The 11,900-nt window shown below is 60.6% G+C and carries 11 protein-coding genes; 5 read left to right on the plus strand and 6 right to left on the minus strand.

Annotation, left to right across the window (positions count from 1 at the left end; all coding sequences use genetic code 11):
• Window positions 1-107: 107 nt before the first annotated feature.
• Window positions 108-815 (minus strand): winged helix-turn-helix transcriptional regulator, encoded by a 708-nt coding sequence (locus tag ACYG9R_RS27835; RefSeq protein WP_023825148.1) that lies wholly within the window; start codon window positions 813-815, stop codon window positions 108-110.
• A gap of 168 nt (window positions 816-983) precedes the next feature.
• Between ACYG9R_RS27835 and ACYG9R_RS27840 the strand changes: the two genes are divergently transcribed.
• Window positions 984-1,247 (plus strand): DUF1127 domain-containing protein, encoded by a 264-nt coding sequence (locus ACYG9R_RS27840; protein WP_031199943.1) that lies wholly within the window; start codon window positions 984-986, stop codon window positions 1,245-1,247.
• Window positions 1,248-1,526: 279 nt separating this feature from the next.
• On the opposite strand, the gene ACYG9R_RS27845 is transcribed toward ACYG9R_RS27840, so the two are convergent.
• A complete protein-coding gene (locus ACYG9R_RS27845; RefSeq protein WP_023716187.1) occupies window positions 1,527-3,299 on the minus strand; it encodes an adenylate/guanylate cyclase domain-containing protein in 1,773 nt (590 codons plus the stop codon).
• Between the two features lie 270 nt (window positions 3,300-3,569).
• On the minus strand, window positions 3,570-3,812 hold the full coding sequence (locus ACYG9R_RS27850) for an RraA family protein (protein WP_081726213.1): 243 nt from the start codon (window positions 3,810-3,812) through the stop codon (window positions 3,570-3,572).
• 969 nt (window positions 3,813-4,781) lie between these two features.
• On the opposite strand from ACYG9R_RS27850, the gene ACYG9R_RS27855 reads away from it, so the two are divergent.
• On the plus strand, window positions 4,782-6,254 hold the full coding sequence (locus tag ACYG9R_RS27855) for a winged helix-turn-helix domain-containing protein (protein WP_023825151.1): 1,473 nt from the start codon (window positions 4,782-4,784) through the stop codon (window positions 6,252-6,254).
• A gap of 195 nt (window positions 6,255-6,449) precedes the next feature.
• A complete protein-coding gene (locus ACYG9R_RS27860; protein ID WP_023825152.1) occupies window positions 6,450-6,572 on the plus strand; it encodes a hypothetical protein in 123 nt (40 codons plus the stop codon).
• 297 nt (window positions 6,573-6,869) lie between these two features.
• On the opposite strand, the gene ACYG9R_RS27865 is transcribed toward ACYG9R_RS27860, so the two are convergent.
• A complete protein-coding gene (locus ACYG9R_RS27865) occupies window positions 6,870-7,874 on the minus strand; it encodes a GlxA family transcriptional regulator (protein WP_245260153.1) in 1,005 nt (334 codons plus the stop codon).
• 113 nt (window positions 7,875-7,987) lie between these two features.
• Between ACYG9R_RS27865 and ACYG9R_RS27870 the strand changes: the two genes are divergently transcribed.
• Window positions 7,988-9,394, plus strand: a complete 1,407-nt coding sequence (locus ACYG9R_RS27870; RefSeq protein ID WP_023825154.1) for an FAD-binding oxidoreductase — start codon at window positions 7,988-7,990, stop codon at window positions 9,392-9,394.
• A gap of 266 nt (window positions 9,395-9,660) precedes the next feature.
• Here ACYG9R_RS27870 and ACYG9R_RS27875 read toward each other — a convergent pair whose 3' ends face one another.
• Both ACYG9R_RS27875 and ACYG9R_RS27880 read right to left on the minus strand, forming a co-directional pair.
• On the minus strand, window positions 9,661-10,047 hold the full coding sequence (locus tag ACYG9R_RS27875; RefSeq protein WP_023825155.1) for a hypothetical protein: 387 nt from the start codon (window positions 10,045-10,047) through the stop codon (window positions 9,661-9,663).
• A gap of 34 nt (window positions 10,048-10,081) precedes the next feature.
• Window positions 10,082-10,411: a MoaF-related domain-containing protein gene (locus ACYG9R_RS27880; protein ID WP_023699226.1), complete on the minus strand. Its 330-nt coding sequence runs from the start codon at window positions 10,409-10,411 to the stop codon at window positions 10,082-10,084.
• Between the two features lie 181 nt (window positions 10,412-10,592).
• Between ACYG9R_RS27880 and ACYG9R_RS27885 the strand changes: the two genes are divergently transcribed.
• The gene (locus tag ACYG9R_RS27885) at window positions 10,593-11,633 is read left to right on the plus strand and encodes a LacI family DNA-binding transcriptional regulator (RefSeq protein WP_023731945.1); all 1,041 of its coding nucleotides are present in this window, start codon (window positions 10,593-10,595) and stop codon (window positions 11,631-11,633) included.
• Window positions 11,634-11,900 lie beyond the last annotated feature (267 nt).

The following is an 11,900-nucleotide window of genomic DNA, read 5'->3' on the forward strand; positions in this document are numbered from 1 at the left end:
AGTGAGCAGCAATCAACAACGGACGATTGCACCATAGCTTTTGAGGCCAGCCAAATGGCTTTGTCGTCCTGGGCGGGTTGCATAAGGCTGCACTCCAAACATGGCTTTCAAGGAAGCTGGACGATTCCCTCAAGCGCCGCGTAGACCGAGATTCGAAGCCAACGGTCCATGCTTCGCGCGAGGCCGGGGTCGCCGATGAGGAAAAGGCCGCCCCTCTCTTTCTCACGCTCGATGCTGGAGCGGCCCTCCAGGATGGCTCCCAGCGAAACAACGCCGGTCTCGACGTAAAGATCGACGTCCCGGCCGGGGTCGAGCGCGCATAGCTCGGGCAAGTCTGAGCCTGGCTCGACCACAAACCAGTAATGGGGACACCTCGGTGGGGGATCGTCGCGGAAATGGAAGCGGATGACGGCGCGCCGCCGCGGCAGTTCAGCGAGGTCAATCTTTCGCCGCACGGCCCACATGAGGGTCGAAACATCCACGTCGGCGAGCGCGATCTCCGCCTCGATGTTGCATTGCGCCCATTCCGCCAGCGCGTTCATCGCCGGCTCGAGCCTTATCGACTTTTCGGTACGGAAATAGCTGATGGTGCCCGTCGCCTCGTCCTCGACGCGCTCGACCAGGCCCAACGCTTCCATTTCCTTGAGCCGCCTCGACAAGAGGGCGGACGAGACGTTGCCCACCCCCTTGCGAATGTCATTAAAGCGGGTCGAGCCGTTCCAGAGCTCGGTCAGGATTTGAATTGTCCAGCGTGGCTCCAGGAACTCGCAGGCGTGCGAGATCGGGCAGACCAGTCCGTAAGGCCGTCGCGTCATGGCTGACCGCTCCTTTGCCGCAGGTTAGGCCTTTCGGAGGTCTGAGGCCAGTTCACAATCTGAAGCGGAACGCTTCCGAAGCTGCCCTGGCGCCTTCTCGCCTTCTGCCGTCACGTGATCGCCATTCGCATTCCCGATCAACGGAGGTTCACCATGACTTGGCGTAACATGACGCAAACGACAATAGGCCAGACCGCACGGCGCTTGCCGGGCACTTTTCTTGACCCTCCGCTCGAACGCCTGCTGGCCCTTGTCCGTGAGTGGAGGACCCGCCGCAACATAGAGCGCGGGCTCGGTCACCTGTCCAACTTCCTTCTGCGGGACGTTGGCTTGACCGAAGCGGACGTCGAAGCGGCCTGCGCCGACAGCTTCGATAGGTCCGCCTCTCGCGAGCTCCAGAGTGCAGCGCAGAACCGCACGGGAAATTGGTGAGAAGGGAGAGCCCCGGGAGCGGAAGCCGTTTTGACGGCGGCAATTGATCAGCCGAACTCAGGGATCCCCAGTAGCGCCTTGGTTTCAGAGATCTAGCGCGCCGAAGCGATTCGAATGCATACTTCCAAGTGGTCGGCCGGCTCTTCGGATTCATCGTGAGGAACGTCTGCTGTTGGAAGAAACCCACCGAAGCTTTAACAACCGAGTTGAGGCGCTGAGCGCACGCTCGTGCGGTATAGTAGGTCCGATAGCGAGCTACGAGCACGGCACGATCCGCAACTATCGAAGCCCGGCAATTCGCAGCCCCTCTACATAGAGAGCCCGGTGCTTGTCGTGAACGATCGGATGAAACTTGTCTACCCATTGAAGGGATAGGGACGGTTGAAGGCGCTTGGCCTGCGAAAGCGCATGAACCGCGATGTCCATTTCACCGGCCATCCCAGCGGCCGCCGCGTACGTCCGCCATGCAGACCCAAAATGGGGCCGGAGTTCAACCGCGCGACATTCGCATTCGACCGCGTCTGCATATCGTCCAGCCATGAAATGACATAAGCCAAGGATGGAGAAATTCGCAGCATATGTGTGATCGCGAGGACTTAGCCTACCCGCGATTTCAAGATGGTCGAGCCCCTCGGCGGGCATGCCCCCATATCCGTAAGTTGAGCCCAGGATCGAATGCGCAAAGGCGAAGCTCGGGTTTAGCTCGATCGCTTCATTTAGTTCTCTCACAGCAGAGTCGAAGCCGCGCGAAATCATGTGGACAAACCCTGCCGCTAAATGCGTCCACGGGTCCTCGGGGTCGCCTTGGATTGCCCGCTGCGCGAGGGCGCGAGAGGTGGGCAGAATGTCTGCTGCGTTGGCCCATCCTGACAAAACGCGGGCCGCGTGAGCCCACGCCAACAGGCTGTTGGCGCGGGGATAGTCAGGATCGAGGTCCGTAGCCTGCTTCAGAAATCCCTGTGCAATCTCGATTTCCGTAGCCGAACTCCAGGTCCAGACATATGGCATCGCCTTCATGACGAATCCCCAAGCGTCAAGATTGGTGGGGGACCTGCTCTGAAAGCGTTGCTGTTCCGCCGTGTAGAGCCGCGGCTCGATCGTAGCGATGACACTTTCGGCAATCTGATCCTGAAGCGCGAAGAATTCCGACAATTCCACATCGTATCGTTCAGCCCACACTTGTACCCCGGTCGATGTGTCACTGACTTGCGCGCTTATCCGGAGTCGATGACCTGAGCGCCTTACACTTCCGTCCAGCACATACCGCACACCAAGCTCTCGACCGACTTGTTTTAAGTCGACCGCTTTTCCCTTGTAGGTGAACAAAGAGTTCCGGGCGGACACGAAGAGCCAACGAAGACGCGACAGCCGAGTAATAATGTCTTCGGCAAGGCCGTCGGCGAAGTATTCCTGTTCGGGGTCGCCGCCCATGTTCTGGAATGGCAAGACAGCAATCGAAGGGTTGTCGGGCAGCGCCAGCTGTTCGGAGGACCCGGCAGTCGCAGCCAGATCGGTTTTTGGGACCGTGTCGCGCATACATAGGCGATAGGTGCGCACCGGGCGTGCGATATTTTTGAGCTCTTTCTCGCCCAGATCGACAAATTCTTCCTTCAGTTTGTCGCGCACCTGTTCGTAAGCGGCGGCCGATAAACAGATGCCGTTCGGCTCAGCGATGCTTTCTAGACGGGAGGCAATATTGACACCATCTCCCATCAGATCGCCGTCGCTCTCCTCGACAACATCGCAGAGATGAATGCCGACGCGAAATTCAATGCGTCGCCCGGGCGGTAAGCCAGCGTTGCGCTCAATCATGCCGTTCTGCATTTCGATTGCACAGCGTACGGCGTCAACAACGCTCCGGAACTCTACGAGGGTGCCGTCACCCATAAGCTTCACAACGCGCCCATTGTGGACAGCGATGGTCGGATTGATGAGATCGCTCCGGAGCGCCCGTAGCCGCGCCAGCGTTTGATCTTCGTCCGACCCCGCCAACCGGCTGTATCCGACCACGTCGGCGACCAGGATCGCCGCAAGTTTCCGCGTCTGGCTCACTTTGCCCACTCCTGTCGACTAAGTGGCATAGCACAGATTACAAAATCCCGTTTTCGAAGGCGACGTTCGATAGGTGAATTCCGAGATAGCCTCAAACAAAGCAGCGCGGGATCTGATTGGAAGTGAATTACGGCAACCACGATCTGTTGGCGAGGCGGACCTTAGGTGCCGTTGAAAATTTTCAGTCAACGAAGCGCGTCCTGTCAGACTTGATGATGACCTCGGCGAAATCGGGCGAGACCTTGCCGCACCAGGCCATCAAGAGTTTTCTCACCGCCCTGATACGGTGAGCCGCGCCAGCACCGTTTCAGCCTCGAGGCGAGGCACCACGGCGATACCATCGCGGTCGCCGACCAGTATGTCTCCCCGCGAGATGGTCATTCCTCCCAGTACCACCGGGAACCCGGCCGTGCCTGGACCATTGCGCGCCGGCGAGTTCGCGACGATCCCGGCACAGTAAACCGGCACCCGCCCGCCTCGATCCCGACAACATCGCGCACGAGGCCGGCGCACCCCTTGTTTCGCACCATGCCAAGGACGAGATCCTCAGTGACCGCCGCACCAGCAAAGCTGTCGGTGGCCGCAACGATGATATCGGCCAGTATCGCAGTACCTGGCGAGAGTGCCTTAATCCCTGGTGCAACGCCCCTCGCCCGCCCATGGCGTCTAGGACTAGGCTCACGGGCAAGCCGGAAAAGGCACTGATGATCTCTGCCGCAGGCCGTTCGAAACGGCTTTTGATGGTGAGCAGCGGTGGGTCTTCAATCATGTGGCGGCCTCACACCCTGAACGAACGAAAGACGAGCTGCAGCGGGATATTTGCGGTTCCTCAAAGGCGCTGCCGCAACTTCCATGCCCTTGAGAGATATCGAAGGCGAGGATCTTCGCTCTGGGGGCGAGGTGAAGTTCAAGCACCTGGCAGCTGAATTCCTCGCCATCGTAAAGAGCTGCGCGTCGTCGATCGCATCGAGGCAGCGACCCAAGGCGCCTCGCCGAGAGTGGAAGACGAGGAATAGTTCGCCCGATTCGCGTGATCGCATTTCGCGATAGCCGCCGGCGAGCCAGTCATTGGCTTCTCGGCGCCGGCCGATCTGTACTCCAGCGACCAGGTTTCAGAAAAGTTTCAGAATTTCGCCGGTACGCACCGCTCCACATGCGCCATGATCCCTACAATCTAGGGAGTGGCCATCATGGAAAACGACGTCGAAAGGCTCCGCATACGGCAAGAGCTTTACGAGTTGTACTTCAGTGGGGTCAACAGCTTGGCCTGCGCGCCAATGCCCGGCACCTTCTTCGAACTTCTAGAGTTGGGCGCCCTGGCTCGCCATGAACCCGTGCCTGAGGGAGCAGAACCTGCGGCTGCGGCAAAGGTCTTGACCGTAAGCGCGGATGGCCCCTGTATGTCGACGAGCCCGGCTCGGTTTGGCAGAGCGCTTCTGAATGTCGCATACAGAATCAGGGAGCATAGCAATCGGCGAGTGCGTGTTTGACACTTCGCGCGGCTTGCTGTTGCGCCAGGGTCATCCCGTCAAACTTCGTCCCAAGACATTTGCACTCCTGAGCCATCTCGTTGGAAAAACAGGGCACGTCGTCAGCAAGTCGGAGCTGGTGGAGTCCGTCTGGCCTGGGCTGTTTGTAACCGAAGACTCGCTCACCCAAGGCGTGCGCGAGTTGCGCAAGGCGCTGCGCGATGACTCACAAAGTATAATTCGCACCGTCTCAGGCCGCGGCTACCTCCTTTCACCGCTTGGCGCGCCGGCGAGGCCGCCGTCCGACCTGCCTTCTGTAGCGGTGCTGCGCTTCACTAATGAAGGCGATGCGACCGACACGCCTCTGGTCGATGGTTTTGCCGAGGACATTGTCAACGCTCTGGCGCGATTTCGCACTGCTGTTGTCCTGGCGCGCAACTCAAGCTTTTCCTTTGCGTCGGAGGACCCCGGCAACTGGACCGAGGTCGGCAGGAGACTCGGGGCAACCTTCCTGGTTCGGGGACGCATGGGCCTTCGCGACGGCACCGTACGGGTGGCGATCAACCTCATCGAAGCGGCAAACGGCGCGGTCTTGTGGGGCGAGAAGTTCACAGCATCGGGCTCAGCTGTTTTTGACATGCAGGAAGAGATCGCGCTGCGTGTGACGAACCGTCTTGTCGCACGGCTCGACGATGCGGGCTTGACGCGCGCCCGTCCAAAGCCTCCAGCAAGCCTGGCGGCCTATGAGCTTCTTCTCAAGGGGCTGGTGCATTTGCGTGGCTACGGCGCCGACGATAATCAGGCAGCACGGAACTACTTTGCTGCGGCCGTCACCAAGGATACGCATTATGCGCTCGCGCGCTCATACCTTGCATTTGCCGACCTGATTATCGGCGATTATGGAATGGCTCCTCCGGAGGTGCTGGCCGACATAGTAGAGCAAGCCCGCTTCGCGGTAGGACTCGCACCAGAGGAGCCTCGCTGCCATCGGATTCTTGCCCAAGCACTGCTGTGCACGCGCACATACGATGCCGCCGAGCGGCACTTTCGAAGATCCTATGACCTCAATCCCTTCGATGCGGACACGATCGCGCAGATCGGCTATCTGCTTGCCATCAGGGGCAAGCCTTTCGAAGCCCTGACCTGGATCGACAAGGCGGTTCAGATCAATCCGATACATCCAGACTGGTATCATTCCGACCGTGCATTCGCCCAATACGCGGCGGGAGACTACAAGGGAGCCGTTGTCAGTTGGTCGATGTTGCCCATGACTTCGGCCGTAAGGCTCACATGGCTGGCGGCGGCACAGGCGAAGTTGGGCAACCAGGACGCGGTATCGCGGCTCGTTTCAGAACTCAAGCGTATCGCGCCATCCTACACTCCACTGGAGTCGATCCGGGCCAGCATGCTTTACGAGCATGAATCTGACGCTGACCATCTTCTCGACGGAGTCGCGAAAGCGCTGATGATGTGGAGCGCCGCCTGAACTGTTTGGTTACCGGCCGGACTGGCGGAGCTTTGGGCAACGTTGAAACATTACGACACCGATGTGTCGGATGGTTTGCATTCAAAGGTTTTTGCGACGCTATCTGAGAGCTCTCGTCGGTGATCGCGGGAGGAACTATGGAATCGCCCGAGCATGCTTTCGAAATCATCCGCTACAAGAAATTGGACCGTCCGCGTGCCGGCCTATAGCAACACGCTGACCTTCGCTTTCGAGGCAGAAAGCTACGCACGCTCCTATGCGGATGGCCAGGCTTTCCGCCTTAGCGTCGAGGTGGCTGAGCGCAAGAAGTGTGCGTGAAGGGGGCCTACAATCCTGGTCGTTTCGCCCCAGACGGCTGAACCCGACGATGTCCGCCACCAGGATTGCCGCAATCTTACGGCGCTTCGGTCATTTCTGCTGCCAAAACCGCCACAAGCTTTCGTTCTGGGCGCGCCACGATCCCCTCCGGCCCTACACCTGGGTTTGCTCTAACGTGGCACCCCTGCCTACGCGCAACCAGCTACCAGAGTCCGCTTCAATCGGCGGCAGAGCTCGGCCCAATGGCCGAATTGCGGCGCATAGCGGAATATGGCATCGCGCCTCGACGGTTGAGATTCAACCGCGGCTCAGAACTCGCCGGAGAGCACTGAAACGAATGCGATATTGCGCCGGCGTCAGCCCGACCTTGCGGCGGAAGAGACGCCCGAAAAAACTCGCATCCTCGTAGCCGACTTCATTGGCCACCCCCTCGACCGCCAGGTCGCCGGTCTCCAGCAGTTCCTTGGCCGCTTCGAGCCGGAGCGCGTGGATGTAGTCGATTGTCTTCATGTCCGTGGCCCTTGCGAAGCGGCGCACGAAGGAGCGCTCGGACAGGCCTGACAGCTTGGTCATGGCGGTGACGGGCGAAGGGGTCCGGTAGTTGCGTTCGGCCCATTTCTGGCAGCGGTTGATCACCGCGTCGTCGGTCTGGCGAAAGCGCATCAGCGCTGCGAAGGGCTGCTGGCCCATGTCGTGCCACTGCAGCATGTAGACCTTGGCGACCTCCATCGCCTCCCTGAGGCTGACGAAGCGCGCGATCAGATAGAGGGCGAGATCCTGCCAGCTTGAGCCGCCCCCGGCCATGACGATGCGCTGGGCCTCGCCGCTCAGCACGAGCGACTGGCCCGGCTTCACCTTCACGCCGGGATAGTTGTTCGTGAGCGTCTCGACATAGCCCCAGTGAATGGTGGCCTCGCGATTGTCGAGCAGCCCGGCCTCACCGAGCAGCACCGCGCCCGAACATGCGCTGGCCAGCATGGCGCCGTCGTCATGCGCTCGCTTCAGCCACGCGGCTTCGGCGTCATACTGCCCGGCAACGCTTTCGCCCGGATTGACGAAGAAATCTGGAATACAGACGATGTCGGGTGGCGGGCAATCGGCAAGGCTGTGATCTGGGCGCACCCAGATGCCGTTTGCCGCGCGAAACGGGCTGCCGTCCCCGGCAACCACATAGGGCCGCATGCGTGGCGTGCCCGCGGCTCCGCTGGTGATGAACAGGAAATCCCTGCCGGGCGAGGAAAACAAGTCGAACATGCCGTAGATCGTGGAGGCGGTAGCCTCCGGAGCGGCAAGGATCGCCACATTCAATGGTCTCGCCTGTTCAACCATGGCAGAAATGACCGCCTTCCAGCATTTTCGACTTTAGCGGCCGTGCCCGCGCCGCGCTAGCGTGTGTCAAACGAGGAGACCGCTACATGGCCGCCACCGCTACCCTTGCACAATCGAGCATCGATAGCTTCCGTTCCATCTTGTGCGGCGAGGTGCTGGAGCCGTCGAACCTGTCCTATGACGCGACGCGGGTCGTTTGGAACGGCATGATCGACCGCCGTCCCGCCCTCATCGCGCGCTGCCGGAGTGCTGCCGATGTCGTGGCGTCGGTGAATTTCGGGCGCGAGCATCGGTTAGCGATCGCGATCCGCTCGGGTGGCCACAATGTTGCAGGCTACGCCGTCTGCGAAGGCGGCCTGATGATCGACATGTCGCTGATGAAGGGCGTGCGGGTCGCGTCCGGCCTCGACCGTGCCCTCGTCGAGGGCGGCGCGACCTGGGCCGATGTCGATGCGGCCACCACCCCGCTTGGCCGCGCCACGCCGGGCGGTCTCATCTCGGCGACGGGCGTTGCCGGCCTGACGCTTTCCGGTGGCATCGGCTGGCTGCGCGGCAGCCAGGGCCTCAGCGTCGATAATCTGCTGGCCGCCGATCTGGTGACCGCCGATGGCCGGCTCATCCATGCCGACGCGACGCAGAACCCGGATCTCTTCTGGGCGCTACGCGGCGGCGGCGGCAATTTCGGCGTGGTGACGAGCTTCGAGTTCAAGCTGCACCCGATCGAACCGGAGCTGATGTTATGCGGTCCGGCCTATCCCGAGGAGCGCGCCAACGAGATCATTCCGCTCTGGCGCGACTTCATGCAGACCGCACCCGACCGCCTGAGCGGCCTGGCCGAGTTCTCCACCCTGCCCGACGACCCCTCGATTGCCGAGCATGCAAGGGGCCGGCGCGTCCTGGCGCTCGCGCATGTCTATGACGGACCGGCCGACGAGGGCGAACGGGTCGTGGCGCCGTTGCGCAGTTTTGGGGAACCGCTCGTCGATTTCAGCGGCCGCATGCCATATCGCACCATCCAGTCGCTCTATGACGGGCTGTTCCCGAAAGGCCGCGACCGCTGCTACTGGAAATCCACTTACCTCTCGCGCCTCGACGACGAGGTCGTCGGGGAGACCACTGCTTGGATGGCGAAGCGCCCCTCCGAAATGACCTTCGCCTCGATCTGGAAGTTCGGCGGTTTCGTCCAGCGCGTTGCAGCCGATGAGACTGCCTTCGGCGACCGCTCCATGCCCTTCATGCTCAGCCTCGACGCCATCTGGCCAGGCGCTAACGAGGACGACGCGAACATCGGCTGGGTTCGCAGCTTCTGGCAGGACATGCAGCGCTACTCGACCGGCCGCCTCTATCTGAACTTCCCCGGCCATGGCGAAGGATCGGATCTCGTCCGCGACGCCTTCGGCGCTGAGGCTTACGCGCGGCTCGCCAAGATCAAGCACAGATACGATCCGGACAATCTGTTCCGCCTCAACCAGAACATCCTGCCAATGCGCTGACGCACAATCAAAATCGGGTGTACGGTGCGACCCTCGTCTCGCAACCGTGGGAGCTTTGATCGCGCTGAGTCGCGAGCGACGACCAGCGTGGTCGCCGCGATGCCCGCTTTCAATCAGTGGCAAATCTGTCCGCAACGGCTGAGATGAAGCGCAAAGCTGTCGGGCAACCTTGGGGACCGCAAGCCAACTGGCAGCTTTAAGGCTTCAATCCGTCAGAAGTGGACGTTCAGCGTGCGCGAGTTCCGGTGGCCAGGATCACGTCTGCTTTATGACTTCATCTCGACACGGATACCATGCAGGGTCTTGCTCGAAGCGTTGAGCACGCGACCCGCTGGTTGGGCGGCCATATGCACCACGAGACAGCCTTGACCGTCCCATGCCTGAACCGCCTGGATGACATCTCGATTGGGCGGCATCATGGTTCCATCCGGCGCGAAGTCGTGGATAGGGCCTTCCACCTCATCGAACACGAATACTGAAGGCCAGCGGTGGTGATGTGTCGGCTCTTCCTCGTCGGGCTTGAGGATTACCTCAAGCACACGTAGCCGGTCATTCTCAAACAACACCTTATGGTTTCCGGGAGCCGCGATAACGGCGTCAAGCTTTGGATCCCACTGCGTAGGATCGGTATGGTCGATCACCTTGGTAGTCATGGCGTAATTCTCCTCTCAGATAGACAGGCGGCCCTCACGCCGTCGTCACTGGTTGAATTGTGCCTTGGGCGCAGAACTGCTGCCCGTCCGCCAGTCGCGCATAGTTATGAACGATCTGGTTCTCGTGATCTTGAACCTGCACGACGAAGTTGCCGCCTTGCTCGGTCCAACTCATGATGAAAAGTCCGGGTCGAACGCCGGTCAGATTGCTCTGAACCACCTCGTCGATCTCGGTAGCGCCGATCGTCGCCTGCACCCGCAATTCGGTCGGCGACAGGACCGTCAACCTCGGTACGAACTGTCCGAATGAGCAATCAAAAGTCTTTCCGACGAGCGAGGTCGGAGCACCATTGGTCGTAGCCATCCTAATCCTCCTTGATGATTTTCGAAATCAGCTCGGCCGATGCTCGGGACAGATGCCGAACTGCTACTTTCAATTTTTGGAGCGCTCCAAGTGCAAGTTCCAACATTTTGGACCTAGCGTCAAGAAAAAACTTGGAGCGCTCCAAGAAATTGTCTAATTGAGGGAAATGAACGCTTCTAAAATGCCTACGCTCGCCGATGTCGGCCGGCTCGCTGGAGTCTCCCGCGGCACCGTCTCCAACGTATTCAACCATCCGGATCTGGTGCGATCCGATCTGCGCCAGCGCGTCGAGGCCGCGGCGCGTCAGCTTGGTTATGATGGCCCCGACCCGAGGGGACGCGTGCTGCGCGACGGCAAGTTCAACGCCATAGGCCTGATCCCCCCGGGCGCATACGCCATTGCCGATATGATCAGGAGCCCATATCTGCGCGAGCTGGTGCTTGGCGTTTCGCTTGCTTGTGACGAGGCTGGAGCGACATTGAGTTTGGTCAATGGTACGGACGAGACACGCACTTCCACCATTCGAGAGGCCTTGGTGGACGGCTTCATTCTGGGCCACAGCGCGGACATCGAGTTGATCGCGTCTTTACGGCGCCGGCGGCTGCCCTTCGTCATCCTCGAGAGCGATGCCGGTCCGGACGTCAATTCTATCCGGATAGACGGCAGGAGCGGGGCGCTGGCGGCCATCAGGCATCTGGCTGCTCTTGGACATCGGCGTTTTGCAATCCTTTCCATTCGGCGCACATCGGGGTCACCCATCGTCCATTTGCCTGGCAATTCCCCGCGCGCTATCTCTGCCGGTTTTCAACTCGATCAGGAGAGACTTTTCGGCTTCGCCCAGGGTTTGGCTGAGCTCGGTCTGTCAATCGACAATGTCCCGATCATCGAGACGACCCCAGGTGAGCCTTCGGCCGGAGCGGTCGTATTCGACCGGGCTCCGCAAGCAACGGCGATCTTGACTATGTCGGACTGGCAGGCAATCACCGTCCTGGACGAAGCGCGTCGGCGCAATATCAAGATACCCGAACACATGTCTGTCGTCGGCTTCGATGGCACTGCGGAGTCTTCGCGCACCACGCCCCCGCTCACGACAGTGGCTCAAGACATTGTCGGGAAGGGGAGACTTGCCGCCACGACGGTGTTTGCAAACGGCGCCCCGAGCCAGGTGATCATACCGGTCGAACTCTTGGTCCGCGGCTCGACCGCCCGACCACGCGGTTAGGCCGGTCACCTCATACTCGTCGTGACGCACAGTGCGCACTGCGAACTCCAGCGTGGTCGCCGTCAACGTCTGCTTTCAGAAGGTATCAAAGGTGGCTGCAACGGCCGAGATCAGGCGCATTGCTGACCGGCAGCCTTGGGGCCGGGACCAGTAAGTCCGCTTGTGGCCAGTTAAGAACGACAGAGGCCGATCTCGACCCACATCAGCCATGCGGCAACATCCGGTTTCGCACAAGGCTAAGCCATGAGGGCAATGTCTTCAAAACGA

This window comes from Mesorhizobium sp. RSR565B (genome assembly GCF_054719465.1).

Excerpts from the sequence above, each read along its gene's own strand:
- ACYG9R_RS27870 (WP_023825154.1), top strand. The coding sequence starts at position 7,988 with ATGGCCGCCACCGCTACCCTTGCACAATCGAGCATCGATAGCTTCCGT.
- ACYG9R_RS27880 (WP_023699226.1), bottom strand. The coding sequence starts at position 10,411 with ATGGCTACGACCAATGGTGCTCCGACCTCGCTCGTCGGAAAGACTTTT.
- ACYG9R_RS27835 (WP_023825148.1), bottom strand. The coding sequence starts at position 815 with ATGACGCGACGGCCTTACGGACTGGTCTGCCCGATCTCGCACGCCTGC.
- ACYG9R_RS27885 (WP_023731945.1), top strand. The coding sequence starts at position 10,593 with ATGCCTACGCTCGCCGATGTCGGCCGGCTCGCTGGAGTCTCCCGCGGC.
- ACYG9R_RS27840 (WP_031199943.1), top strand. The coding sequence starts at position 984 with ATGACGCAAACGACAATAGGCCAGACCGCACGGCGCTTGCCGGGCACT.
- ACYG9R_RS27875 (WP_023825155.1), bottom strand. The coding sequence starts at position 10,047 with ATGACTACCAAGGTGATCGACCATACCGATCCTACGCAGTGGGATCCA.